Genomic DNA, 25,195 nt, shown 5'->3' on the forward strand with positions numbered 1-25,195 from the left:
GCCGATTTCCATTATAATTGGCCTATATTTGCCAAAACTATATTATAGAGAGTTTTTAGCGTATGTCGGAAGAAAGAACCATGAGATTGGGCCAAGTAGCCAGGAAACTCAACGTAGGTATATCTACGATTGTAGATTCTTTGGCCAAAAAAGGCTTTGATGTAGAAAATAATCCCAACTCCAAAATCAACATGGAGCAGTTTAACATGTTGGCCAAGGAGTTTAAGTCCTCTGCTATGGAAAAAGAAGAGGCGTCCCACCTTTCTATCGGAAAGCGTCACCATGAGACCTTTACAATAGAAGCGGAATCTGATGCAAAAGAAGAAAAGAAATCTGAACCTGCAGCAGAGAGCAAGCCAAAAGAAGAAGCTAAGCCCGAGCCTAAGCCTCAACCAAAGCCTCAACAACCGGCCAAAGAATCCGAACCCGAGGTGGATAAGGTCACGGCTGAAGCACCCAAGCTCCAAGGAATAAAGGTTTTGGGTAAGATTGATCTCAATCCCAAAAAGGAAGCTCCTAAAAAAGAGGAGCCAAAACCTGAAATTAAAGAAGAACCAAAGCCAAAGGTAGAAACTGCTGCACCTGAAGCCAAAAAAGAAGAAAAACCTCAGGCTGTGAAGCCTCAGCCATCTGACGACGCAAAAAAAGAAGTAAAGAAAGAAAATATAGTTGAGAAAAAGGCAGAGACTCCTCCTAAAGAGCAGCCTCCTAAGCAAGAGCCAAAAGCTCCACAGCCAGCCCCTGAAGTAAAAGAGCCGGTGACGCCTGCAGAACCTCAGAACAGAGTTATCGCAGCCAAAGCAGATGCGCTCAAAGGCTTGACTGTCTTGGGTAAGATCGAACTTCCTGACGATAGGTCTAAGAAAAAGGGTAAACCTGTGGCCTCTTCGGATGAGAAAGGCAAGGAGAAAAAGAAAAGACCTCGAAAGAGAATCGATAAAAATACTGGTGGTCCAAACCAACAGAATAGACCTGCAGCAGGTAAACCCGGTCAAGGTGGAGGGCCTAATCAAAATAAGGACCGAAGAAACCAAGGAGGTAAAGGTCGAGGTCAGCAGAATGCCGGTAGGGTACAGAAAGCTGAACCAACACAGAAAGAAATACAAGACCAAATCAAGCAAACACTTGCAAGACTCCAAGGAGGAGGTAAGTCAGGTGGAGGCAAATCAAAAAGAAGAGACAAGAGGGTTGAAAAGTCCAGAGAAGACTTTGAAGGAACAGAAGAAAGCAAAGTACTAAAAGTAACCGAGTTTATTTCTGCCAATGACCTTGCATCTTTGATGGACGTTTCTGTTAATCAGGTGATTTCTGCCTGTATGTCTTTGGGGATGTTCGTATCCATCAATCAAAGGCTTGATGCAGAAGCCATCACCATTATTGCAGATGAATTTGACTACGAAGTAGAATTTACCAAGCCTGATGAGGAGGAAAATATAGTAGAAGAGGAAGACAATCCGGACGATGTAAAACACAGAGCCCCGATTGTCACCATCATGGGTCACGTAGATCATGGTAAGACATCACTTTTGGATTATATCAGAAGATCTAAAGTAACCGATGCGGAAGCAGGAGGTATCACACAGCACATCGGTGCTTATGATGTGACCACCGAAAACGGTGAAAAAATTGCATTCCTTGATACGCCAGGACACGAAGCCTTTACAGCTATGAGGGCCAGAGGTGCCAAAATCACTGACGTTGCCATTATCGTGATTGCAGCTGATGATGACATCATGCCTCAGACCAAAGAAGCCATCAACCACGCACAAGTGGCTGGGGTTCCTATGATATTTGCGATCAACAAGATTGATAAGCCAAATGCCAACCCTAATAAAATCAAGGAACAGCTTGCCAATATGAACCTTCTAGTGGAGGAATGGGGTGGAAAATACCAGTCCCAGGACATCTCTGCCAAGACAGGCGTTGGTGTAGATGACTTGCTGGAAAAAGTACTACTTGAAGCTGAAGTGCTTGAGCTAACGGCCAATGCCAATAAAAATGCTGTAGGTACAGTAGTGGAAGCATCCTTGGATAAAGGTCGAGGTTATGTGACTACGGTGATGGTGCAGGCAGGTACGCTTAGAATTGGAGATGTAATGCTTGCCGGTCAGCATTATGGCAAAGTGAAAGCCATGACAGACCACAAAGGTAAAAAGCTGAGTCAAGCAGGTCCTTCTACCCCTGTACAGGTATTGGGTCTTAGCGGTGCTCCACAAGCAGGCGATACCTTCAAAGTCTATGACAGCGAACGTGAAGCAAGAGAAATAGCCAACTCCAGAGAGCAGATCCTCAGAGAGCAAAGCATGAGGACCAAAAAGCACATTACACTGGATGAAATCGGCCGAAGGCTTGCTATCGGAAGCTTTAAAGAGCTTAATATCATTATCAAAGGTGATGTGGATGGTTCGGTAGAAGCCTTGTCTGATTCCTTGCTGAAACTTTCCAAAGAAGAGGTTTCTGTAAATATCATCCACAAAGGTGTGGGTCAGATTTCTGAATCAGATGTATTACTTGCTTCGGCTTCTGATGCGATCATCTTGGGATTCCAGGTAAGACCTTCTCCAAATGCCAAGAAACTTGCAGAACAGGAAGAAATCGAAATCCGTCACTATTCTATCATTTATGATGCCATCAATCAGATTAAAGATGCCATTGAAGGTATGCTTGAGCCTGAATTCGAAGAAGTCATCACTGGTAATGTACAGGTAAGGGAAGTCTTCAAAATTTCCAAAATCGGTACTGTGGCAGGATGTTACGTGACTGATGGTTATGTGACCAGGAAAAATAAGATCAGGATTATCCGGGATGGAATTGTAATCCATGACGGCGAAATTGATCAGCTGAAGCGTTTCAAAGATGACGTGGCAGAGGTGAAAGCCGGATATGAATGTGGTATTTCTATCAAGAAGTTCAACGATATACTTATCGATGATACCATTGAAGGTTACATGATGCAGGAAATAAAAAAGAAAAAATAATTCTTGATTTATATTGATCTTTCAAAGAGGAACTGTTAATCTGACAGTTCCTCTTTATTTTTGTACGTATGATTTCAGCTTTTCAGATTATTTTCATGGTAGTCTTTTATGTCTCTGTATCTAAGCTGTTGCTTGGAATGATTAAGCCTGTATATGTTTTATGGTTTTTGGACCGATGTAATAGAAAAAAGGTCTTAAAACTTTATGGAGCAATAGCATTACTGTCTTTATTATTCTGGAAAATTTCAGATGGCTTCTGACTGGTTCTGAATATTTTAATGAAAGAAAGAAAGATTGTACTTTTATATTTTTTTGAAACAAAAAAAATGTTTTACATTTCAGGCTGAAATATTCAATTGTGAGGAGATCTATTGCCATATTTTTATTGTGCTGTTTTGCATTGTACCATTTTGGGTATTATGTGGCTTATTTTTCATTTAATCTTCAAATCGAAAAAAACTGGATAGAGAAAATTTACGCAGAGAATCTTGAGCAAGGAGAAGAGCGCCTGCTTGAAATTCCAATGAGCCTTCCCTACATGGCCGATGAGGAAGATTTTCGGACTACCAATACACAGTTTGAAAAAGATGGTAAAATTTACCGTGCGGTAAAGCAAAGGTATTTTCAGGACACCTTGCAGATCATATACGTTCCTGATTCAGCAAAAAGTGCATTGGATCACACCATTAAGCAATGGATCAGTTCATTGGTACAGGATGAAATGCCTGACGGAAAAAGCAATTCATTGTTATCTAAAACATTTATAAAGGATTATGTGCAGCCTGACAATCCCCTTGAATTCGGCTGGATACACGTTGAGCAAAAACAATTGATAGGGTTTATTTTTTCAGCTTATGATAACCAATTTTTGAACATCGATACGCCTCCTCCAGAGTCGGTGTAATTTCTCCATAGGGTTAATTCCGGTAATCAATGCTTTCTTAAAGCATTCAGTAAGCACTATGGGTCCTTACAATGGGAATACTGTATTTGTTTAGGCTTGCTTTAAGCCCAATTACAATACGGAAATGGCCAGAAATTACATCAAACCTAATCTATCAAAAATGAAAAATCTGATTTATGCATCAGGGCTAGCTGTCCTTTTGCAGTTTATTTATATCGCTCCCTCTCAGGGGCAATTGCCATTTGATGAAATTATGATGTCAAATGGGGAAGTTTGCGCAGCACTTATGTTTGAGCACGGCACTTGGAACAGGTATTGGGAGGGGGATTTCCTAAGAGAGAATGCCAATATCGGGACACTTACCAGACAACTGATCATGCCATACGTGGCTGTTGGTATTGGTAAGCATGTGAATTTTATGGCGAGTATTCCTTATGTCCGTACTGAGGCTTCAGGAGGTACTCAAGCTGGACAGGAAGGAATTCAGGATCTCAGCCTTTCTTTTAAAGTAAAATGGTTGGAAAAACGGGCCGGAGCAGGGAATTTTTCTTTACTCACCAATACCAATTTTAATACTCCTGTAGGTCCATACCTGTCCGATTACATGCCATTCAGTATTGGAGCAGGAGCACCTGAGCTTGGCATGCGCGGAATTGTCAGTTATAGGACAGATTTTGGACTCGTTGCCAGAACTTCCATGGCCTATCTATGGAGAGGGCAGACCCAAATAGAAAGGGATTATTATTACGAAAATGGTAGTGTTTACTCTTCTTTTATGAATGTCCCCAATGCGGTAAATTTCCATGCAGCACTGGCTTATTGGCTACTTGATGACCAATTAAGGATAGAAGCCACCTTTCAAAGTCTCAACTGCCTGACCGGTGATGATATCAGGTCTTACAATAGACCACAGCCTACCAATAAAATGGATTTTGCCCAAGTGGGTACTTGGATTCAATACTACATCAAAGGGCGTCAAGGCTTAGGCACAATTGCCTATGTAAATCACACCGTTAGCGGCAGAAACATGGGGAAATTTACCACCGTCGGATTGGGGCTGACTTATCAGTTCCAAGCATTCAACAAATCTTCCAACTGATATGAAAATGAAATTTACTAATAATATATATATCATCATTTTACTTTGGTTTACTTCCGCTTGTTTGGAAGAAACACCGAGGTTTTTAGAATTCGAAAATTACGAATTTGAGGAATTAGATGTAAATGGTGGTAACTGGAAAACCATATTGGTCAGTAATGTAGACCAAATTGAGGTGCCTGCACCAAAGCCTGTCACAAGCAGCGAATATGTGCAAGAGCTTGAAGCTATGAGGCAAAAAATGAACAGTCAGACAGCTGCTGAAAGAGATGCAGTTAGGTATTGGACCAACAACCCAATTCTTCGATGGAATGAAATTGCACTGGAAATGGCTGCAAAATACAACCTGATTCCAGGTCCAAATCCTGATGGTACTTATACCCTTCCCAATCCGGCTAATCCGGATGGTCCGCCTGCTTTCCCTTTTGCCCACCCTCCTTACACCAGTAGGATGCTTGCATACCTAAGTGTAGCCCAATATGATGCCTTGGTAATTGCTTGGAAGCATAAGTTTCAGCACAATAGGACATCGCCTTATTGGGTGGATAGCAGTATAAATCCTGCATACCCCAAAAGCCAATTGCCCTCTTACCCATCCGACGGTGCTGCTGTAGCGATGGTATCCAAAGAAGTTTTAAAAATGATGTTTCCATTGGAACATACTTTTATAGATCAAAAATATGAGGAACATATATCCAGTTTAGAGAATGCGGGAATAAATGTGAAAAGTGATATTGATGCAGGGATTTTGATCGGGAATGAAATTATGAGTTTCGCCAGACAAAGAGCCTCTAAAGATGGAATGGCAAATGCCCAGACGCCTAAGCCTGTGTCAGATTCAATTGCCAATGCGGCTTATGAAAGATTTGGATGGAAATGGCAAAATATGGAAACCCCTCAAAGGCCGGTTGGTCTTACGCCTCTTTTCGGAAAAGTAAGGATGTGGCATGTACCTAATGTTGAAGAAGTAAGGTCAGATCCTCCGCCTGCCCCTGGTTCTGCCCAGTTTGAAGAAGATGTCAAAGAGCTTAAAAAATATGCTGCCCACATGACCTTGGATCAAAGAAGGATTGCCAATTGGTGGGAAGATGGCTTAGGTTCCTATACTCCTCCCGGGCATTGGAATAAATTTGCCAAACTTTCCATAGTCAAAAATAAACTGAATCCATTAAGGACAGCCAAGGTATTTGCCTACATGAATTCGGCTATCATGGACGCAGGTGTGGCATGTTGGGATACCAAATATTACTATCACTATCCCCGTCCAGTGGAGACTATAAAGGGATTCAGGACGATTCTGGGGACTCCTAATTTTCCGGCATACACTTCGGGTCACAGTACCTTCTCTGCCGCTGGTGCTACTGTCCTTTCTTATTTCTTTCCAGATGATGAAGCAGCATTTCAAAATTGGGCGGAAGAAGCTGCTGTATCAAGAATCTATGGGGGAATCCACTATAGGTTTGATGCTACTGAAGGTACAGTACAGGGGAGAAAAGTAGGGCAGTATGCCGTCAATATGGCCAAATCTGACGGAGCATTTTAAATGAAAGCCTATTTCTTTACAGGTTTTATTGGTCTTTCCTTGCTTGAGGTAGCGAGAGTGTATTTTATAATGCCAATGCCAGGGAGTCAACAATGGGACTCCTTGGAATTGGCCTATTTCCTACAATCTTACCGTTGGATTGGAAGATTCCTTTTTGGAGCTATGGTTATTTTAGGGGCCAAATCGGCATTTTCTTCTGCAATATGGATCGCCATTCCCATAAGTTTAGTAGCTATTGCAGTCATTTTTACTTTCAATTTCAAAATGACTGCAGAGAAAATGTTTCAGGAACCGAAAAACCTTACTTTCTCCGGTTTTGACCAAAAATCATTATCCGATAGCAGTTTGGTGCTGGTAACAGCACACAATGGAGGAGCAAAAGCTTACCCTATCCGGTATATTGCCTACCATCATCAGGTGCGGGACAAAATTGCTGGCAAAGACATTTTGGTCACCTATTGTAGTGTTTGTAGATCCGGTCGGATTTTCGAGCCTTTGATCAAAGGGAAAACTGAGAATTTCAGGTTGATAGGCATGGACCATTTCAATGCCATGTTTGAAGATGAAAGTACCAAATCCTGGTGGCAACAGGCCAATGGTGAAGCCATCACCGGGCCCTTAAAAGGGTACCAGCTTCCAGAAGTGTCCTCGAGCCAAATGAGTTTGGGGAAATTCTTCAGCCTATACCCCTATGGGCAAGTGATGGACGCGGACCCCAACTTTCTTTCTAAATTTGACAGTTTGGGCAAATATGAGTTTGGGCTCAGTACTGGCAAACTTACAAAGAGGGACAGTCTTTCCTGGAAAGATAAATCTTGGGTTGTTGGTATTAAGGTGTTGGGAAAGACAAAAGCCTATGATTGGAATGATCTCAAAGCGCAGAAATTAATTCTGGACCAGATAGGGGAAAAACCAATTGCGCTTGTGCTTTCGGAAGACCAAAACAGTTTCAGGGCCTTCTTGAGACCTTCCTCCCAAGAAGAAATCAGTCTTGCTCCAGGAGATAAAATCATTTTTGGTCAGGACACACTGAACTTCAATGGGGAAAATACCAGAACTGGTACATTGGAATTAGTCCCCATCACAGCTTACCAGGAATTCTGGCATAGTTGGAGAACATTCAATCCAGCCACAGAAGTTTATCATTGACAATTGGATAAAAAAATTTTAGAAAAAATGAAAAAATCGTTTTACATAATTCTTGCAACGTTCATAGTACTTGCTATCATAGATCATAAAGGGTATGCCCAAGGCTGCGTCGCCATCCGGCAATTTTCTGGCGTTGGCAATGCCATCGGACAAGGTAACATCCTTGAAAAGGGCGAATGGAACTTCAATGTCAATTACCGGTATTTCCGTTCTTTCAGACACTTCAGTGGTACCACCGAGCATCCTCAAAGGGTAGAAGACAACACTGAAGTGATTAATTGGACACATTTGATGGATATCAATATCAGTTATGCCATTACTGAAAGGGCTTTTGCTGTTGTGTCTATCCCTTTGGCTTACAATGAGCGCAGCTCTCTTTATGAGCACGGGCGCACTGAAAGGCACATGACATATTCCGGTGGTTTGACAGACGTCATAGTGGGAGGTGGCTATTGGCTGCTTTCTGGTGAAAAAGCCAAATCAGGAAATATGGCATTGGGTGGCGGGATCAAAGTCCCAACCGGGGATTATGGTGCTACCAGCAGGTTTTACAATGTAGGTACCAATGGAGAATCGGAAATCAGGCCCGTAGATCAATCGATACAACTTGGTGATGGAGGATGGGGATTTATTATCAATGGGCAGGGAATCTGGAATCTTGGAAGTGCTACCTTTTTGTATTACGACGGGTTCTACATGTTTAACCCTAGAAATACTAATGGGATCCAGACCAACAGGAGAAGGGAAAATGAATCCATCATGAGTGTTCCTGACCAATATGCCTTCAGAACTGGGATTTTCAAGCCAGTAGGCGGATTACATGGATTGGGATTTGGACTGGGAGGAAGAATAGAAGGAGTTCCTGTTAGAGATATTATAGGAAGAAGTGATGGTTTTAGAAGACCGGGATACATCCTATCCATTGAGCCTAGCGCCAGTTATATGATCGGAAATTTCACCGCAACTTTAAATCTGCCCATAGCGCTCTTGAGAAACAGGACGCAAAGCCTTACAGACATCGCCAATTCAACCCCAGAAAATAGAGTTCATGGAGATGCCGCATTTGCTGATTATCTCATCAACGTGGGTTTGGCATATAGATTGACCAAAAAATCCAATTCTATATTCAATGCTTTAGATTGAAGTACTAGTCCCCGGTTTTTAAAGACCGGGGACTATTTTTTGTGTCTGTAAAGATTATGCGGTCAAACCCGTACAGGTTGCTCCATTTCTTTCCGCAGGCTTTTAGCAGCCAGTACTATCAATGCAATGGATAGAATAAAAAGCAAACTGGCGATGATTGCTAAAACATAGACTTCTTTTTGAAGATTTTGCCAGGCAAACAGGCCCAGAGAACTCAAGGTAACTGCAAACATGAAAAACATAGGAATGGTCACAAAGGTGGCTTTGACCTTTTTTCTGATCATCCATACCGCTATTGTCAACAAAGCCAAAGCTGCAAGCAGCTGATTGGCTGATCCAAATATTGGCCAAAGGGTAGAAAATCCTCCTGATGCCAAAAGCAGGACTGACAATACCACCACCACCGATGTGGAGAGAAATCTATTTTGGGCAAGTTGCTTGGATACGGGATGGGAAAATCCTTCAAAATATTCCTGCATGGTAAATCGGGCCAGTCTTGTACAAGTATCCAAGGTGGTCAGCGCAAATGCCGAAACCGTCAGGGCCACAAAGCCTACTGCAAAATTTTCTGAAATACCTAAGGTAGCAATCATGTTGCCGATTCCACTTGCAAATAGTGGAACAGGGCCTTCTTCTCCCAATCTTCCCAAGTATTCAGATCTGCTCAAAACGATAACCGCACCTACTGAAATGATGGCCAGAAAGGACTCGATCAACATTCCCCCAAACCCTACTATTTTGGCATCACTCTCCTTATCCAGCTGCTTGGAAGTGGTACCTGAAGCAACCAGTGAATGAAAACCACTAATGGCGCCACAGGCAATTGTTACAAAAAGTACAGGAAAAAGATACCCAAGGTTGTCAGCATTGACATAGATTTCATTTTCCATTTTGATTTCAGGATTGGCAATGACGATCCCCAAAACCGCAAAAATAATAAGGCCATAAAGCAAAAAACTGTTGAGATAATCTCTTGGCTGCAAAAGCATGGATACCGGTGTCACAGAAGCGATAAAGGCATAAGCAAGAAGAATGTATATCCACAGTTGATAATCAAGTGCAAAAGGAATATTCATGCCCAAATACACAAAATAATACATCAATACTACGCCTATGACGGTGATCAAAACAAAGGCAGTTTTGCTGTTGCCGAAAATTCTATTTATAAATCCAAATCCTACCGCAAGGAGGATGAACAGAATGGATGCAGAGGCCACCCCGGCATTGCTTACAAAAGTTTTGGCAATGATGTCAGCGAATACCCCTATGATAAGTATTAATGTGGAAAAACTGAAAAGAATAAAGAGTTGCTTGCCTTTATTTCCAATGTTGTTCTGAATGATTACTCCTATAGATTTTCCTTGGTTTCTCAAAGAAGCTGCCATACTGCCCAAATCATGTACTGCTCCAAAAAAAATGCCTCCCACCAATATCCAAATGACAGCAGGAATCCAGCCGAAAGTAACCGCTATGATGGGTCCGACAATTGGCCCAGCACCGGCAATCGAGGCAAAATGATGTCCAAGAACCACTATGGGTTTACTTGGGACATAATCTATTCCATCCTTGTAGGTATGTGAAGGTGCCTGCCTTTTGTTGCTGAGCCCGAATTTTTTGTAGACATATTTGCCATAAGTAAAATATGCCGTGGTAAGTATCATGCCTGAGAGGATTAGCAGAAGAGTTAAACTCATGAGAAAATTTGGTTTTACGTCTTCAAGTTGGCTGAAATCAGTAAAAAAACAAATCTTTTTTATTCAGATGATTTGGTGCCAAGGTATTTTTACAGTTTTCCGGAAACAGCTATAATGAATCATCGGACGTTCAGCATTTGATCTTATCCAATCATGTAAGTTCTGGGATCAGATTTTATTTAACCATAAATACCTATAAATTTGTAGTCCCTGTAACAATAGTTGCCGGATTAAACACATTTATATGGCTTGGTTTAAAAGAACAGATAAAGGCATCAAAACTTCCACAGAGGACAAAAAGGATGCTCCTGATGGGCTTTGGTTTAAAACCCCCAAAGGCAATATTATCCATACCAGAGAATTGAAAAACAATTCCTATGTATGCCCAGATGACGATTATCATGTAAAAATCGGATCTAAAGAATACTTTGAAATACTTTTTGATGGGAATAATTTCAAAGAACTGGATACCAACATGAGGTCAGGGGATCCGCTTAAATTTGTAGATAGCAAACCGTACAATGCAAGGATTGAAGCTACAATCAGCAAAACGGAACTGAATGATGCCGTAAGGTCTGCAGTAGGTAAAATGAATGGCTTTGATATAGTGATTTCCTGTATGGATTTTAATTTTATTGGAGGCTCTATGGGGTCGGTAGTTGGAGAGAAAATAGCTAGAGCTATTGACCATTCCCTCAAAAACAAGATACCATTTTTGATGATATCCAAGTCTGGAGGTGCCAGGATGATGGAAGCAGGCTTCAGCTTGATGCAGATGGCCAAAACTTCAGCCAAACTTGCCTTATTGGATAAAGCTGGTATTCCTTATATTTCACTTTTGACTGATCCTACCACGGGTGGTGTTACTGCATCTTATGCTATGCTGGGTGATTTTAATATTGCCGAGCCCGGCGCTTTGATCGGGTTTGCCGGGCCTAGAGTGATCAGAGAAACTATAGGAAAAGACCTCCCCAAAGGTTTTCAGAGTGCAGAGTTTGTACTTGAACACGGATTTCTTGATTTTATCATCGACAGAAGGCAGTTGAAAAATAGGTTGACAACCTTATTGAAATTGCTTAACAATTAAGCGAACATATCGTTATCATTTTGTGATCCAATTAGGGAAAATAAACGTGCTTTATTCCCGGATTAAACTATTTATAAATATATTTGTGAGCCTAAATAGGGCTTGAATACTGAAAATTAAAGTAAAACAAACATTAAATGGGTTCAGTAATTATCACATCGATAGTAGCATTTACAGTAATTCTGTTGCTGCTTGTTTTTATTCTGTTGTTTGCCCAGTCCAAATTAGTTGCATCTGGAGATGTTCAGATTGTCATCAACAATGAAAAGACAATCACTACATCTGCGGGTTCTACTTTGCTGAGTACTTTGGGTAACAACAAAATCTTTCTCCCATCTGCCTGTGGTGGTGGAGGTACTTGCGCCATGTGCAAGTGTATCATCGAAGAAGGTGGCGGTGAAGTATTGCCTACAGAAGAGGGGCATTTGAGCCGTGCTGAAAAGCAATCCCAAGTTCGTCTTACCTGTCAGGTAAAGGTGAAGCAGGATATGAAAATCAGGATTCCGGATGAAATTTTCGGCATCAAAAAGTGGGAATGCGAAGTAATTTCCAATTACAACGTGTCGACATTTATCAAAGAATTTAAAGTGAAGTTGCCTGAAGGAGAAACACTTGATTTTGAATCAGGTGGGTACATTCAGATTGATGTACCTCCGATTACGGTCAACTTTAAAGATATGGACATCACTCCTCACCCAGAGTTGGGGCACCCGGATGATGTGTACAAGAGTGATTGGGATAAGTTTGGACTTTGGGATTTGGTCATGAAAAATGATGAAGAGATCTTCAGAGCATATTCTATGGCCAATCACCCAGCGGAAGGTAACATCATCATGCTTACCATACGTATCGCTACGCCACCATGGGATAGGGCCAATAACAAATGGATGGATGTAAATCCAGGTATTTGTTCTTCTTATGTATTTGGAAGAAAACCAGGCGATAAGGTGACAATTTCCGGTCCTTATGGAGAGTTCCATATCAATCCTACCCAAAGAGAAATGATTTACATTGGTGGTGGTGCTGGTATGGCTCCTTTAAGATCTCATATTTTCCACCTTTTCCATACTGAAAAGACCGATAGAAAAGTATCTTATTGGTATGGTGGACGTTCAAAGAAAGAGTTGTTCTACGTGCCTCATTTCAGAGACATAGAAAAGGATTTTCCTAACTTCAAATTTTACATTGGACTTTCAGAGCCTCTTCCAGAAGATAATTGGAAAATCAAGAGTTCGCTGGATGATGAAGAAGGAGATGGTTACATTGGATTTATCCACCAGGTTCTTTATGACAACTATCTGAAGGACCATCCTGAACCAGATGAAATAGAATATTACCTATGTGGTCCTCCTTTGATGAATGCTGCAGTTCTCAAATTGTTGGACGATATGGGAATTCCTGAAGAAAACATCAGATTTGATGATTTCGGAGGATAATAAAAAATCAAGTCCCGCCCAGGCGGGACTTTTTTATTTTAGCTCTCATTTTTTTCTTTATTTTTGAAATAAGCATTTACAGATACTATGAACCTAAAATCCTATTTTGATCCTATTCAGGAATATATCATTGAGCAAGAATACCCACACAATTCTTTTTTTAATTACATCCATTACTATGGCAATGTATTCCCGGAGATAAAAGGGGCCCAGATAGCATTGGTGGGCCTGAAGGATGCCCGAGGATTTAAAAAAAATGATACTGTGGAAAGGGCAAGTTCAGAGATCCGTGAAAAACTTTTCCATCTCAAAAAAGGAGATGCACTCTACAAAATAGTAGATCTGGGTGATCTGAAAGTAGGTGAAACCAGAAATGAGACCATCCTGTATATGAAAGCAGTAGGTGAATACTTAATGGGAAAGCAAATCCTTCCCATTTTTTTCGGTGGTACTCATGACCTAGATTTTGGACAGTACCTCTCTTTTGAAGGCCTGAAAAAATTGGTATCTATGGTGACGGTGGATTGTAAAATTGACATGGAAGAAGAAGGTCAGCCTATGGAGACCCATTCTCAGGATATTATTTTACACCAGCCTAACTTCCTTTTCAATTATGGTCACATTGGCTATCAGAGTTTTTTGAATGACAAAGACTTGGTCAATGTGATGGAAAAGCTCTATTTCGATCATGTCCGCTTAGGTAACCTCAAAAACAATCTCAAGGATGCGGAGCCCATTATCAGAAATGCAGATCTGCTTAGCTTTGATGTAAGTGCCATCCAGTCCTCTGATGCTCCCGGGGCGGTAGATGCACAGCCATTTGGGCTTACCGGAGAGGATGCCTGTCAGATTTGTAGGTTTGCAGGGATGAATGAAAAACTGTCCTCAATGGGTATTTATGGTTATCAGCCCTATTACGATGATAACAGAAATAAAACAGCTTCTGTGATAGCGACCATGATCTGGTACTTTATTGAGGGATTCTATAACCGTAAGGATAGCCTGTCATTTAAGGGAAGCGATTATGTGAAATATACCGTATCTTTGGATGCAAAGCCCTCAATCATCATTTTTTATAAAAGCAAAAGGAGTGAAAAATGGTGGATGGAAGTGCCGCAGTCCGAACAGGATAAATATGATCGTTCCACGATCATTCCGTGCAGCTACCGTGACTATCAAATGGCCCAATCCGGAGAAATACCGGAAAGGTGGGTCAATGCCCAATTGAAGTTACTTTAAATGAAAGCGTTTACGAGACAACAATTGGCGTTGAGAAATGGACAGGATAAACCTGAAGTTTGGATAGCATACCAAGGAATAATTTATGATGTGTCAGCGTCCAGATTGTGGAAAACAGGCAAACATTATGAGCATTGGGCAGGTCAGGATCTTACACATGAGCTCCCTGATGCACCCCATACCGAATCGGTATTTGAAAAATTTCAACCTATTGGCATTTTAACAGATTGATATGATTTTGATTGCAGATAGTGGAGCCAGTAAAACTGACTGGAGGCTGATCAATGATAGTGGAGAAATCGGTCAGCACAGAGGAATAGGGTTCAACCCCAATTATCAGACTGCCGCAGAAATGATCACTGAGTTGCAGGATGATTTTTTGTTGGATATCCGTGCGGATGTAGAAACCATCCACTATTATGGTGCGGGCTGTACTTCAAGTAAAAATAGACAACAAGTCGAAAATGCTTTAAGAAGCCTTTTCAAACATGCAGAAATCAATATTGACCATGACCTGATGGCAGCAGCCAGAGCGACTTGTGGAAGTAATGCAGGCATTGCCTGCATTCTAGGCACGGGATCCAACAGCTGTGATTATGACGGAGAGCTCATCATTGATAAAAGGCCCGCACCGGGGTACATTCTTGGGGATGAGGGTAGCGGAGCTTATATAGGAAGGAAATTTCTTGCTGATTTTATCCATGAGGAAATGCCCAAAAAAGTGAGGGAAAAGGTGTTGGATACTTTCGCCCTTGATAATGAGGTTATCATTGAGAACGTGTATCAAAGACCATTTCCCGGAAGGTATATGGCAAGCTTTTGTCGGTTTATCACCGAAAATAAAAATGACCCATATTGCTACATGTTGTATTATGAAGCTTTCCAGGAGTTTTTTAAAAAGCATATCATGAAATACGATGGGTACAAAAACAAACCTGTCAATTTTGTAGGCTCTATCGCTTTTTACAACAGTGACATTCTTAGGAGTGCCGCATATGATGTAGATATTACTGTTAATTTGATCATAGAGGGTCCTATTGCAGGACTCACTCTTTACCACCAAAAAAAGTTATGAGCACAACCGAAAGTACTTCCTTATATGACGGGCTGGACGAAATGAGCGTCAAGTCCCTATTGGAGAATATCAACAATGAAGACCAAAAGGTTCCTTTTGCTGTACAAAATGAACTGGATAAAATAGAAGCATTAGTTGCCAAAATTGTTCCTAGGATGGAAAATGGTGGACGGCTATTTTATATTGGAGCAGGGACAAGTGGTAGATTGGGGATTTTGGATGCTTCAGAATGTCCACCTACATATGGTGTTCCCTTTGACTGGGTAGTCGGGATCATTGCAGGTGGAGACAAAGCCATCCGAAAGGCCGTAGAAAATGCCGAAGATGACCCAAATCAAGCATGGTTGGATATTCAGGAATATGGCTGGAATAAGGAAGATACCGTTATTGGAATAGCAGCCTCAGGTACGACGCCATACGTGATCGGCGGGGTCAAAGCAGCCCGTGAAGCTGGATTGCTTACAGGATGTATTACTTGTAACACAGGCTCACCTTTGGCTGCTGCTGTAGAATATCCCATTGAAGTAGTGGTAGGGCCTGAGTTTGTAACAGGAAGCACTAGGATGAAATCAGGAACAGCCCAAAAGTTGGTTTTGAACATGATTTCTACCACTACAATGATCAAGCTCGGAAGAGTCAAAGGAAATAAAATGGTAGATATGCAGCTTTCTAACGAAAAGCTAGTTAAAAGAGGTACAAGAATGATTGTGGAGGCTACCGGGTTAAGTGATGAAGAGGCCAAGGATTTACTGATGACTCAGGGGTCTGTAAGGAAGGCGGTGGAACAGTTTTACAGGAAATGATTTATTTACATAATCTTTCATTACCTTTGCTACCCGTTTTAAATCAGGTGCTTAAGCCTTGACGGGAATTTATAATAATCCAGCAGAGATGTTGCAACAAAATGAGAAAATACAACGACAAAAATTCTGATAAAAGAAAGGGGAAACCTGAAGGATCAGAAAAAAAGGATTTCAAAGGCGGAAAAAGAAATTCCGGAGAATTCAGAAGTAAAGGCATAGGCCAGAAAAATGAAAAGGGACTAAAAGGAGGTAAAAGTGACTTTTCTGAGAGAAAATCAATTGATTCCCGCAAAAGCGGATTCAAAGACGAAAAGGTGAAAAGGGATTTTTCTGAGCAAGATGAAGCCGATTTCAAGAGTGTTTACAAGGGTAGGGGAAAGAACCAAAAACCAATTTTTGAAAAAGTACATAAGTCAGAAATTGAGGATAAAAAGAGACCCAAGAAAAAATTCAAAAATCCATTTGGCAACGAGCCTGTAGAAGATCGTCCTAATTACAACTTTGACAAAATTGAAAAAACAAGAGGGCAAAAGAATCCTTCAGGAGAAACGCGTCTCAATAAATATATAGCTAATGCTGGTGTGTCTTCCAGAAGAGAAGCAGATGCCTTGATTGAAAAAGGGCTGGTTTCTGTAAATGGACAGGTAGTCAAAGAAATGGGATATAAAGTACAAAAGGGAGACAAAGTTAGCTACAAAGGCAAGTTGTTGAATCCTGAAAAGCCTGTTTACTTACTGCTCAATAAGCCCAAAGATTTTATCACCACCACCGACGACCCTATGGAGCGGAAGACTGTGATGAGCCTGATTGAAAATGCATGTGAAGAAAGAGTATTTCCTGTGGGAAGGTTAGATAGGAATACTACTGGATTGCTTTTGTTTACCAATGATGGTGAATTGGCAGCTAAGTTGTCCCATCCTTCCAATCAGATCAAAAAGATATACCAGGTCACCTTGGATAAGCCATTGACACAGAACCATGAAAAGGATATTTTGGATGGTCTCGAGCTGGAAGATGGTGCTGTGTCCGTAGACGATATGCAGGTGCTTTCCAAAGACAGAACCATATTGGGACTTGAAATCCACGTGGGAAGAAACAGGATTGTAAGAAGGATATTTGCCCACTTGGGATATGATGTGGTAGCCTTGGACAGGGTATTGTATGCAGGCTTGGACAAAAAAGACCTTCCAAGAGGTAGATATAGGTTCCTCGCAGAAAAAGAAGTAGTAAGATTGAAATATTTCACTTAAAAAAAAGCCAGTCGGAAATCCGATTGGCTTTTTTTTAGGCAGAGGGGAAGGTGGGTAAACACACTAAACCACTATCCTATATCCTTCCCCCTACCATGAGCATCAGTTTTTTAGTTGATTTTAAATCGGTTTTTGTGACCATCGGCAGTTTGTATGGCAATCTCCAGTTCAGCAGTGGGACTTACCCCTTTAAGTCTGTAAAGTCTTTCCGTTTCTGAAATGTTGGAAAGTTTTTCTTCATGGATAAGCTTGCCGTTTTCATATGCGAAGATCATTAGATCTGTTGGCTCCAAGGCGTTGAACTGCAATTTTACCCTGTTGCCTTCTGAAATTTTCAAATTCGAAAATGCAATAGGTTCATTTTTATTTATTTCATATTGAAAAGGAATCCTTTTGCTGGGTTTTCCATTTTCGATGACTTCAAAAGTGTATGATCCGGGACCAAGGTTAGTGAAGTCATAATACTTTGCAAAGGAGCTACTTTTAAATAGCCTTTGTGCTTTGACAAGACGGTTTTCTGAATTGTAGACTTTTACAACAAGGGGGCTTTCCGGTGCGGACTTATACCTCAAAAGGGCTTTACCTTCCTTTACCATTTTGACTGAGATAGGTGTTTCTACTGGTGCTTCATTATTGGAAAATGAAAATGAAACTGAGCATACTAGCAAAACTAAAGACAGTAAGTATTTCATGGCTAATGAGTTTTGGTTTCAGTCCAATTGCACGAATGATTTTATTTTTTGGTTATAGCCAAGTTTTGGACCGGGGCATTTAGTAGGTTTTGGATGTTGAAATCAGAAAAAATCCTATAAATTTTGAAACCTTTGAAAATTTTTCAGATCAAGATGAAATCAAAATAAAAAATTGTGAAAATTGATGTAAGCGTTTGATAATGTTTAAATAAAATCGGTGTTTGAATAGGATCTGTATAAGTTTTTTAGACGAACTTATTAATCTTTTTTACATTGAATATTAAAAAAATAAAAGAGCCACAGGTGATGTGGCTCTTTAGTAAGGGTTGAGAATGTATTGTAAATCAACACAAAATCCTGAATGATCCCATATTATTTAGTAGCAAGTAGTTTGCTGAAACCATCCTGGGTTTTTACCACGAACTCTACATTTGCACCTGGGCTGAACCTCGCAAAAGTATATAGCTTGTGAAATCCATTTACATTGTCGATGTTTTCCTCATGTACCAAATGTCCATTTTCATAGACCATTATAGAAAGGTCTGTTGGAAGTAGTGAGTTTACCAATAGCTTGTATTGGTTATTGGTCACTTTTTCAACTTTGGAATAGATTACAGGCTCTGCTGATTTAGCTCTAAGGTCTAATTCAAACTTGTCTACTATTTGGTTGTTTTCCAAAACTTCAATGTTGTACTTAGCAGGCGAAAGCAATGAGAAGTCATAATACTTTGCAAATGCTTCTTTTTTGAAAATCCTGTCTTTTTGTACAAGTGTATTAGACTCGTCGTAGATTTTTACCAAAACAGTACCGTTTGGTACCAATCCATAAAGTAGTTGTATTTTGCTGTCTTCTACTTTTCTAATGGATACCGCTGACTTCACTGGCGTGTCAGTCGTTCTTTCTGTTGCAAAGGTACTTGTAGAAATACCTAATGCGATTAACATTGCGATTAACGTTTTCATAATAATGATATTTAATAGGTTAGATTACACTTTTGATTTACCTTCTGCTCGGCTGTACCGAATGTCAAATAATTGAAGGCAGGCTATTGTGGGGTGCGTTGATTTACATTCATTCAACTATACAAATGTACAAATGGTTTCAGTGAATTGCAAATAATTCAACAAATAGCTTTATTTGTTAACAAAATGATAAAAAATAAAAGTAAAAATTAAGGATACAGAAATGAATATTATTTTTCCGCAATCGGTAACGCCAATTATAAAGCTTAAAAAATCACCTTGAAAACAAAATAATATTTTTTTTAATCAATTATTGTAGGTCTATATGAAACTATCGATTGCGATTATCCAAATATTAAAATAAAAAAAGGCAACCCTTCTTTAGGTTACCTTTTATCAGTTCCATTAGGGATTTTATTTATTGGAATAACCTATGTCTGATAGCAGTTTGGAGTCAAAACTTCCCAATAGTTCAAAGACCATGAGTTCTTGCTTTTCATCTTTGACTAAAACAACTACATCAGTTATTGTTTTACCGCCTTTTGTGTAAATCAGCACACCATTCTTTTTTTCATGTGCTTCCAAAAAAACCTCAAAGTTTTCTTTTTTCAAGCCTTTCAATAGAGAATTGTACTCTTCGTTTACTTTGGCACCTGTTACGGGAAGTTTGAACATCTTCATACGCTCCATAGAGTTGACCAATGTTTCTTTCTGATTGCTGTCCAATTGCAAATTGAGGCCTTTTGCAAAATTCATAAAACTGCCGCCCAAGTCCATATGGAAGAAGTTTTCATGTGCTTTATATTTCTGGAACAGGGCGTCTACTGATTTGCTTTGGGCAAAACTGTTTTGTCCAACGAGCAACAATAAGGCTGTGAATAAAATTATGTACTTTTTCATAGTCTGAGTTATTTATTTAATGTGTTTTCTAATTGAAATTGTAGCCTGTCTTTTGCCTTGGTTTTTGGTTTGTATTTGAAATAGAGGAGTTCATACTTTTCTTTGCTGCTTGCTAAAAAATATACTTCTTCTTGCTCTTTGTCTCCATTTGAAAACATGAAAAAGATATCTTCTCCATCTGTTTGCTCAAAAACAGGTTTGAATTCGTCAGAAATAGATTTTTCTAAGGTTTCTGCAAGAATTTTTCCTGAAACTTGGTCCTTAAAATAAATAGCTGATACCATTTCCTCAAAATTCTTAAAATCAATGGCGAGTTCTGACTTGTTCTGATCGTTGAAAGCAAGCCTGTAGGTGGCATTCATTTCAGACATCTTCATTCCCTTTTTTAAATCATTCTCTTCCCAAGGCCAAAGAAGTTTTGACTCTACAGGTGTTTCCAGCCTTTTATTGATTTCTTCATAAGGGTCGGATTGTGCAAAGCCATTTTGAAGAATCAATGCCAAAATGGTTACCGTAAATACTATATAATTTCGTTTCATTACTGTAAAGTTTTAAGCTCTTTAAATATTAATATGATAATCTTTTTTTTCTCCGATAGATGTATTTGAACAAAATTGAACATTTCAATAGAATGGATATCAATAAATGCTTAGTGTCAATTAGTCTTTAATTGGGTAGGGTTTTTTTGTGTTTGTTTACTTCTAAAACTCTGGGTCCACATCTTTCAGAAATATTTCAAACTATAATCTTTTCCTCCATCATCTTTCAAACCTTATCCTTTACTTCCCTTTATTGTATTTATCCATACCTGGGATATTCGTCTTATCGGCCAGAATATTGAGGTCTTGATAACTGAAGTCACCCAGCATACTCAGTAGCGTAAAGCTTTCCTTGGATCCACTGATCATGATCAATTCTTTGACTTTACCTTTTTCTTCCCTTACCATAAACTTGATGTTTGAACCCTTGTCAGCGACATCCATCAAATCCTCATAAAGATTTTTATTTAGGGTGCTCATAGCTTCATTGTAGAGGTTATTTCCGCTTACCTTTTCGGCACTGAGTATTCTTATTCCTTTTACTCTTGAGATGAGCTCTCCCATTTTCTGGGCTTCTTCATCCTTGTTGTCAGTTGATTTAAGAAAACCTCCTGCCATCTGCATCATCTTCGGGCTTATATACACCCTGGAGAAATTATCGTCCTCCATATACTTGGAAAAGAATTTTACTATAGCATCATCTTGTGCCTGAAGGCTTGAGATGATGAAACAAAGTAGAATTGCGCTGATGTATTTTTTCATCTGTTTATTGTTTTTCTTTCGTGGATACATTTTTCTCTTCCATAAAACTATCAGGACGGGAAGAATCTTTTATTTTATTTTGTTTTCCCCTTGCTAAGGGACCAAAGCTGACCGTTTCATGTAGGGTCTATTTCATTAATATTCTGGATCGTCGATATTGAACATTTCATGTGTTGTATTTAGGTATTTCAAATCCTCCATGGCTTCGATTTGAGCCGTTCCTTTTTGAAAATTATCCTGTATAAGCATGAAGGCCTGCATCACCTCTTCGTAGGCTTTTCTTTCTTGGTAAGATTGATAAGAATTATAGGCAACCCAGCTTGAAATAAATAGAATGGCCAATGCTGCAGCATATCTAAGCCAGTTTTTCCATGGGTCCAATGATTTAGGAGCAGGAGTGATGGCTTTGGCAGAAGCTTTCGACAACTTATCCAAACCCAAGAAAAAGGATTTCTCTTGTTCCCTGCCTTCCTCCTGGAGTAAGAGTTTTCTCATCAGGCGTTCTTCCTCTAGGCTGCTGTTACCTTCCCAATATTTATTTAGAAGCTCATTTAGTTTATCGTTCATTATAATTGGCTTTTGTGAGGAATTCCCGTAAAGATTTTCTGCTTCGGTGTAAATTGACTTTTACTTGATCCAGTGAGATTTCCATATATTCAGAAATTTCCTCATATGTCAATCCTTCAACTTCCCTCAAGTGAAACACTTCCTTTTGTTTTTCCGGGAGGATTTGTAAGAACTTAAAGACCATTTTAATCTGAATGTCAGCATCTCCCTCATCCTCCTTTGCTTCCGATTCAAGGTCCATGCCTTCTATTTTTTCAAATTTCTTATTGTTGCGAAACTCTTGAAGGCTTTCATTTTTTAAAGTTCGAACCATCCAGCCTTTGGCATTTTTCATTTTCTCAAGCTCGTCTTTCCTTTGCCATGCCTTTTCAAATACACTCTGTAACACATCCTGCGCTACATCCCGGTCCTTGATCCAGAGATAGGCCATTCTGTAGAGCTGGTTTTTGAGCGGAAGTATATGTGCTTCGAAAAAGGACTTCATTTTTGTAGATGATGCATGGCAAACTGAAATGTTACAGCAATTTGAAAAAAAAACGGAAATTAGACTGATTTTAAATTGAAACAAAAAATAGTATGCATGCCTACTATTTATTATTTTGCAATAGCAAAAAGTTGCATAAGGAAACAATCTTTAATTTGAACGGCTGAAAACAAAAAAAGTCCTGAGCGAACCCAGGACTTTGTGGTGATGAGTGGACTCGAACCACCGACTCACGGATTTTCAGTCCGATGCTCTACCAACTGAGCTACATCACCGTTACCGTTAAAGTGATGCAAAGGTAGATATTTGTATCTTTGATGCAAATCATTTGAGTAAAAAAAATCTTATAAACCCATACGTAAAACTCTAAATCTAACAATATGAGCATATTACCTCAATTGCTTTTTCTTCTCGTTTTTGCAGTGGCTGGCTTTTTTATTTACAAAAGGGTCAGTTTTCTGAGAAGAAGTATTTTTCTTGGAAAGCAAGAAGCCAGAAATGATCAAAAAGATGAAAGATGGAAGACCATGTTGCTGGTGGCATTTGGACAGAAGAAGATGTTCAAGCGCCTTGGTCCTGCTTTTCTGCATTTATTGATTTATGTAGCCTTTATCGTTATTAATCTAGAAGTTTTGGAGTTTGTCATCGATGGACTATCGGGGCAGCACAGGATTTTTGCGCCTTTTCTCGGTGCTGTTTATACCATAGCAATGAATATTTTCGAGTTTTTGGCCATTGCTGTACTGGTTTCCTGCTTTGCGTTTCTGATCAGGAGAAACATCATGAGGGTCAATAGGCTTGCCATGAAAGAACTGAACGGTTGGCCGGCATTGGACGCAAACCTGATCCTTATCATCGAAATTGTATTGATGTTTGCCATTTTGACCATGAATGCTACGGATCAGATTTTGGCAGAAAGAGGAGTGGAAAAATACATAGTGTTGGATGGCCTGTTCTTTAGTAGCCTGATTCAGCCATTGTTTCAGGGAATGTCTGACAGCACACTTATCTTTTTGGAGCGTTTTTCCTGGTGGTTCCACATCATAGGCATACTTGCTTTTTCAGTTTACATTACATATTCCAAGCACCTTCATATTTTCCTGGCATTCCCCAACACTTGGTATTCCAACCTCAAGCCTAAAGGGGAAATGAAAAATATGCCTGAAGTCACCAATGAAGTGAATATGATGCTGGGCATACAGACAGAAGGCAGCAGTGAACCTCCAGCAGAAATAGGCAGGTTTGGTGCCAAGGATGTCAATGACCTTTCTTGGGTCAATATCATGAATGCATTCAGCTGTACTGAGTGTGGCAGGTGCACTGCGGAATGCCCCGCTAATATTACAGGCAAAAAACTTTCTCCACGTAAAATTATGATGGACGTAAGAGATAGGGCGGAAGAAGTCAGTAAATCAATTGACGCCGGTGGTGCTGGCTTCGAAGACGGCAAATCTCTTTTGGGAGATTACACCAGCAAAGAAGAAATCAATGCCTGTACTTCCTGCAATGCCTGTGTGGAGGCTTGTCCCATCAACATTGACCCTCTAGATATCATTCTACAAATGAGAAGATACACTGCCATGGAAGAGTCAAGTTCACCGGCCCAATGGAATGCCATGTTCCAAAATATGGAAACAAGCTTTTCCCCTTGGAAATTTGCCCCAACCGATAGGTTCAACTGGGCGGATCAGCTGAAAAACGAAGAAACGAAATAAGAGATAAGAAGCAAGAATCAAGAGATAAGAAGCAAGAATCAAGAGATAAGAAACAAGAAGCAAGAGATAAGAAGCAAGAATCAAGAGATAAGAAACAAGAAGCAAGAGATAAGAAACAAGAAACAAGAAGCAAGAGAAAAGACGTATGATTCAAAATGGAAGAGCTCCTAAAAATCTACAATCTTAAATCTAAAATCTAAAATCTACAATCTACAATCTAAAATCCAAACAATGTCAACATATAAAGTTCCAACCATGGCCGAGATGGCCGCTTCCGGCGAAAGCCCAGAAATACTTTTTTGGGTAGGTTGTGCCGGTTCTTTTGATGATCGATACAAAGCCGTAACTCAGGCTTTTGTAAAAATATTGAATAAAGTAGGTGTGAGTTTCGCAGTACTTGGGCCAGAGGAGGCTTGCACAGGTGATCCTGCTAGAAGAGCTGGCAATGAGTTTCTTTTTCAGATGCAAGCTGTTGCAAATATACAGGTGATGAATGGCTATAACATCAAGAAAGTCGTCACCGCCTGTCCGCATTGCTTCAATACCATCAAAAACGAATATCCTGCCCTCGGAGGCAATTATGAGGTAATCCACCACTCTGAATTTTTGCAGCAACTGATCAATGAGGGGAAAGTGGCCCTTCAAGGTGGCGGAGAATTTAAAGGGAAGAAGATCACCTTCCATGACAGCTGTTATTTAGGAAGACATAATAATGTCTATGAGGCGCCTAGGGAGGTGATCAAGGCACTGGATGTAGAATTGGTGGAAATGAAGCGCTGCCGGACCAAAGGGCTATGTTGTGGTGCAGGAGGAGCTCAGATGTTCAAAGAGCCTGAACCGGGAAAAAAAGATGTCAATATTGAAAGAACCGAAGAGGCGCTTTCTACAGGTGCTTCTGCGATAGCCGTAGGATGCCCGTTTTGTTTGACCATGATGACTGATGGGGTCAAAAACAAAGACCGGGAGCATGATGTCAAAGTCTATGACTTAGCCGAGATGATTGCTAAGGATATGGGGATATAAGTGGATTGGTATTGTTAAAGCTTTCCGATGAACTCTGTCATTTAGTTCATTATCGATATAGGAGGGAATGATATTTATGGATATTTCGATACTTGTTGAAATTGGCTGAGGATGTAAACGATGATCCTTTACGGCAGTTTTAATTGGTAA

General features: G+C 40.1%; 23 protein-coding genes and 1 tRNA gene. 15 read left to right on the forward strand and 9 right to left on the reverse strand.

Features of this window, described 5'->3' with window-relative positions; all coding sequences use genetic code 11:
* Window positions 1-62: 62 nt before the first annotated feature.
* The 6 genes from infB to EGN73_RS07275 all read left to right on the forward strand — a co-directional run bounded on the left by infB (window position 63) and on the right by EGN73_RS07275 (window position 8,816).
* Window positions 63-2,978, forward strand: a complete 2,916-nt coding sequence (gene infB / locus EGN73_RS07250) for a translation initiation factor IF-2 (protein WP_219287880.1) — start codon at window positions 63-65, stop codon at window positions 2,976-2,978.
* Between the two features lie 358 nt (window positions 2,979-3,336).
* The gene (locus EGN73_RS07255; RefSeq protein WP_219287881.1) at window positions 3,337-3,882 is read left to right on the forward strand and encodes a hypothetical protein; all 546 of its coding nucleotides are present in this window, start codon (window positions 3,337-3,339) and stop codon (window positions 3,880-3,882) included.
* A gap of 160 nt (window positions 3,883-4,042) precedes the next feature.
* Window positions 4,043-4,981 carry an OmpA family protein gene (locus EGN73_RS07260; RefSeq protein WP_219287882.1) on the forward strand — a complete coding sequence of 313 codons (939 nt, stop codon included), beginning with the start codon at window positions 4,043-4,045 and terminating at the stop codon, window positions 4,979-4,981.
* Between the two features lie 7 nt (window positions 4,982-4,988).
* Window positions 4,989-6,524 carry a vanadium-dependent haloperoxidase gene (locus tag EGN73_RS07265; protein WP_246611500.1) on the forward strand — a complete coding sequence of 512 codons (1,536 nt, stop codon included), beginning with the start codon at window positions 4,989-4,991 and terminating at the stop codon, window positions 6,522-6,524.
* Window positions 6,525-7,673 carry a DUF3179 domain-containing (seleno)protein gene (locus tag EGN73_RS07270; protein ID WP_219287884.1) on the forward strand — a complete coding sequence of 383 codons (1,149 nt, stop codon included), beginning with the start codon at window positions 6,525-6,527 and terminating at the stop codon, window positions 7,671-7,673.
* 27 nt (window positions 7,674-7,700) lie between these two features.
* A complete protein-coding gene (locus tag EGN73_RS07275) occupies window positions 7,701-8,816 on the forward strand; it encodes a hypothetical protein (protein ID WP_219287885.1) in 1,116 nt (371 codons plus the stop codon).
* Between the two features lie 62 nt (window positions 8,817-8,878).
* Here EGN73_RS07275 and EGN73_RS07280 read toward each other — a convergent pair whose 3' ends face one another.
* A complete protein-coding gene (locus tag EGN73_RS07280) occupies window positions 8,879-10,510 on the reverse strand; it encodes a carbon starvation CstA family protein (RefSeq protein WP_219287886.1) in 1,632 nt (543 codons plus the stop codon).
* A 244-nt stretch (window positions 10,511-10,754) separates the two neighbouring features.
* Between EGN73_RS07280 and accD the strand changes: the two genes are divergently transcribed.
* The 7 genes from accD (at window position 10,755) to EGN73_RS07315 (ending at window position 17,400) form a co-directional block, all read left to right on the forward strand.
* Window positions 10,755-11,597, forward strand: coding sequence for an acetyl-CoA carboxylase, carboxyltransferase subunit beta (gene accD, locus EGN73_RS07285; protein WP_219287887.1), 843 nt, complete (start codon window positions 10,755-10,757; stop codon window positions 11,595-11,597).
* Between the two features lie 137 nt (window positions 11,598-11,734).
* On the forward strand, window positions 11,735-13,033 hold the full coding sequence (gene nqrF, locus EGN73_RS07290) for an NADH:ubiquinone reductase (Na(+)-transporting) subunit F (RefSeq protein WP_219287888.1): 1,299 nt from the start codon (window positions 11,735-11,737) through the stop codon (window positions 13,031-13,033).
* Between the two features lie 87 nt (window positions 13,034-13,120).
* Window positions 13,121-14,272, forward strand: a complete 1,152-nt coding sequence (locus EGN73_RS07295) for a formimidoylglutamase (protein ID WP_219287889.1) — start codon at window positions 13,121-13,123, stop codon at window positions 14,270-14,272.
* Complete coding sequence (locus tag EGN73_RS07300; RefSeq protein ID WP_219287890.1) at window positions 14,273-14,503, forward strand: cytochrome b5 domain-containing protein; 231 nt, start codon at window positions 14,273-14,275, stop codon at window positions 14,501-14,503.
* A 1-nt stretch (window position 14,504) separates the two neighbouring features.
* On the forward strand, window positions 14,505-15,347 hold the full coding sequence (locus tag EGN73_RS07305) for an N-acetylglucosamine kinase (protein ID WP_219287891.1): 843 nt from the start codon (window positions 14,505-14,507) through the stop codon (window positions 15,345-15,347).
* The gene (gene murQ, locus EGN73_RS07310) at window positions 15,344-16,150 is read left to right on the forward strand and encodes an N-acetylmuramic acid 6-phosphate etherase (RefSeq protein ID WP_219287892.1); all 807 of its coding nucleotides are present in this window, start codon (window positions 15,344-15,346) and stop codon (window positions 16,148-16,150) included. Before EGN73_RS07305 ends, murQ begins: the two co-directional genes overlap by 4 nt.
* 101 nt (window positions 16,151-16,251) lie before the next feature.
* Window positions 16,252-17,400: a pseudouridine synthase gene (locus EGN73_RS07315; RefSeq protein WP_219287893.1), complete on the forward strand. Its 1,149-nt coding sequence runs from the start codon at window positions 16,252-16,254 to the stop codon at window positions 17,398-17,400.
* A 110-nt stretch (window positions 17,401-17,510) separates the two neighbouring features.
* On the opposite strand, the gene EGN73_RS07320 is transcribed toward EGN73_RS07315, so the two are convergent.
* The 8 genes from EGN73_RS07320 to EGN73_RS07355 all read right to left on the reverse strand — a co-directional run bounded on the left by EGN73_RS07320 (window position 17,511) and on the right by EGN73_RS07355 (window position 22,582).
* Window positions 17,511-18,092 carry a hypothetical protein gene (locus tag EGN73_RS07320; protein ID WP_219287894.1) on the reverse strand — a complete coding sequence of 194 codons (582 nt, stop codon included), beginning with the start codon at window positions 18,090-18,092 and terminating at the stop codon, window positions 17,511-17,513.
* Between the two features lie 372 nt (window positions 18,093-18,464).
* Window positions 18,465-19,055 carry a hypothetical protein gene (locus EGN73_RS07325; protein WP_219287895.1) on the reverse strand — a complete coding sequence of 197 codons (591 nt, stop codon included), beginning with the start codon at window positions 19,053-19,055 and terminating at the stop codon, window positions 18,465-18,467.
* 414 nt (window positions 19,056-19,469) lie between these two features.
* Window positions 19,470-19,955, reverse strand: a complete 486-nt coding sequence (locus EGN73_RS07330; RefSeq protein ID WP_219287896.1) for a DUF4252 domain-containing protein — start codon at window positions 19,953-19,955, stop codon at window positions 19,470-19,472.
* Window positions 19,956-19,963: 8 nt separating this feature from the next.
* Window positions 19,964-20,494, reverse strand: a complete 531-nt coding sequence (locus tag EGN73_RS07335) for a hypothetical protein (protein WP_219287897.1) — start codon at window positions 20,492-20,494, stop codon at window positions 19,964-19,966.
* Between the two features lie 240 nt (window positions 20,495-20,734).
* Window positions 20,735-21,256 carry a DUF4252 domain-containing protein gene (locus tag EGN73_RS07340; RefSeq protein WP_219287898.1) on the reverse strand — a complete coding sequence of 174 codons (522 nt, stop codon included), beginning with the start codon at window positions 21,254-21,256 and terminating at the stop codon, window positions 20,735-20,737.
* Between the two features lie 135 nt (window positions 21,257-21,391).
* Entirely contained in the window at window positions 21,392-21,823 is a 432-nt protein-coding gene (locus EGN73_RS07345; protein WP_219287899.1) for a hypothetical protein, read from the reverse strand.
* On the reverse strand, window positions 21,813-22,307 hold the full coding sequence (locus tag EGN73_RS07350) for an RNA polymerase sigma factor (RefSeq protein ID WP_219287900.1): 495 nt from the start codon (window positions 22,305-22,307) through the stop codon (window positions 21,813-21,815). Before EGN73_RS07350 ends, EGN73_RS07345 begins: the two co-directional genes overlap by 11 nt.
* A 202-nt stretch (window positions 22,308-22,509) precedes the next feature.
* A tRNA-Phe gene (locus tag EGN73_RS07355) sits at window positions 22,510-22,582 on the reverse strand.
* A gap of 105 nt (window positions 22,583-22,687) precedes the next feature.
* Between EGN73_RS07355 and EGN73_RS07360 the strand changes: the two genes are divergently transcribed.
* Together EGN73_RS07360 and EGN73_RS07365 are read left to right on the forward strand one after the other, a co-directional pair.
* On the forward strand, window positions 22,688-24,022 hold the full coding sequence (locus tag EGN73_RS07360) for a 4Fe-4S dicluster domain-containing protein (RefSeq protein WP_219287901.1): 1,335 nt from the start codon (window positions 22,688-22,690) through the stop codon (window positions 24,020-24,022).
* 231 nt (window positions 24,023-24,253) lie between these two features.
* Window positions 24,254-25,045: a (Fe-S)-binding protein gene (locus tag EGN73_RS07365; RefSeq protein ID WP_219287902.1), complete on the forward strand. Its 792-nt coding sequence runs from the start codon at window positions 24,254-24,256 to the stop codon at window positions 25,043-25,045.
* The last annotated feature ends 150 nt before the right edge of the window (window positions 25,046-25,195 follow it).

This window comes from Arthrospiribacter ruber (genome assembly GCF_019343195.1).
Taxonomy (GTDB): Bacteria; Bacteroidota; Bacteroidia; order Cytophagales; family Cyclobacteriaceae; genus Arthrospiribacter; species Arthrospiribacter ruber.

Excerpts from the sequence above, each read along its gene's own strand:
- murQ (WP_219287892.1), top strand. The coding sequence starts at position 15,344 with ATGAGCACAACCGAAAGTACTTCCTTATATGACGGGCTGGACGAAATG.
- EGN73_RS07270 (WP_219287884.1), top strand. The coding sequence starts at position 6,525 with ATGAAAGCCTATTTCTTTACAGGTTTTATTGGTCTTTCCTTGCTTGAG.
- infB (WP_219287880.1), top strand. The coding sequence starts at position 63 with ATGTCGGAAGAAAGAACCATGAGATTGGGCCAAGTAGCCAGGAAACTC.
- EGN73_RS07325 (WP_219287895.1), bottom strand. The coding sequence starts at position 19,055 with ATGAAAACGTTAATCGCAATGTTAATCGCATTAGGTATTTCTACAAGT.
- EGN73_RS07330 (WP_219287896.1), bottom strand. The coding sequence starts at position 19,955 with ATGAAAAAGTACATAATTTTATTCACAGCCTTATTGTTGCTCGTTGGA.
- EGN73_RS07305 (WP_219287891.1), top strand. The coding sequence starts at position 14,505 with ATGATTTTGATTGCAGATAGTGGAGCCAGTAAAACTGACTGGAGGCTG.
- accD (WP_219287887.1), top strand. The coding sequence starts at position 10,755 with ATGGCTTGGTTTAAAAGAACAGATAAAGGCATCAAAACTTCCACAGAG.
- EGN73_RS07350 (WP_219287900.1), bottom strand. The coding sequence starts at position 22,307 with ATGAAGTCCTTTTTCGAAGCACATATACTTCCGCTCAAAAACCAGCTC.
- EGN73_RS07300 (WP_219287890.1), top strand. The coding sequence starts at position 14,273 with ATGAAAGCGTTTACGAGACAACAATTGGCGTTGAGAAATGGACAGGAT.
- EGN73_RS07335 (WP_219287897.1), bottom strand. The coding sequence starts at position 20,494 with ATGAAACGAAATTATATAGTATTTACGGTAACCATTTTGGCATTGATT.
- EGN73_RS07265 (WP_246611500.1), top strand. The coding sequence starts at position 4,989 with ATGAAATTTACTAATAATATATATATCATCATTTTACTTTGGTTTACT.
- EGN73_RS07280 (WP_219287886.1), bottom strand. The coding sequence starts at position 10,510 with ATGAGTTTAACTCTTCTGCTAATCCTCTCAGGCATGATACTTACCACG.
- EGN73_RS07295 (WP_219287889.1), top strand. The coding sequence starts at position 13,121 with ATGAACCTAAAATCCTATTTTGATCCTATTCAGGAATATATCATTGAG.
- EGN73_RS07360 (WP_219287901.1), top strand. The coding sequence starts at position 22,688 with ATGAGCATATTACCTCAATTGCTTTTTCTTCTCGTTTTTGCAGTGGCT.
- EGN73_RS07345 (WP_219287899.1), bottom strand. The coding sequence starts at position 21,823 with ATGAACGATAAACTAAATGAGCTTCTAAATAAATATTGGGAAGGTAAC.
- EGN73_RS07275 (WP_219287885.1), top strand. The coding sequence starts at position 7,701 with ATGAAAAAATCGTTTTACATAATTCTTGCAACGTTCATAGTACTTGCT.
- EGN73_RS07260 (WP_219287882.1), top strand. The coding sequence starts at position 4,043 with ATGAAAAATCTGATTTATGCATCAGGGCTAGCTGTCCTTTTGCAGTTT.
- EGN73_RS07320 (WP_219287894.1), bottom strand. The coding sequence starts at position 18,092 with ATGAAATACTTACTGTCTTTAGTTTTGCTAGTATGCTCAGTTTCATTT.
- EGN73_RS07340 (WP_219287898.1), bottom strand. The coding sequence starts at position 21,256 with ATGAAAAAATACATCAGCGCAATTCTACTTTGTTTCATCATCTCAAGC.
- EGN73_RS07365 (WP_219287902.1), top strand. The coding sequence starts at position 24,254 with ATGTCAACATATAAAGTTCCAACCATGGCCGAGATGGCCGCTTCCGGC.
- nqrF (WP_219287888.1), top strand. The coding sequence starts at position 11,735 with ATGGGTTCAGTAATTATCACATCGATAGTAGCATTTACAGTAATTCTG.
- EGN73_RS07315 (WP_219287893.1), top strand. The coding sequence starts at position 16,252 with ATGAGAAAATACAACGACAAAAATTCTGATAAAAGAAAGGGGAAACCT.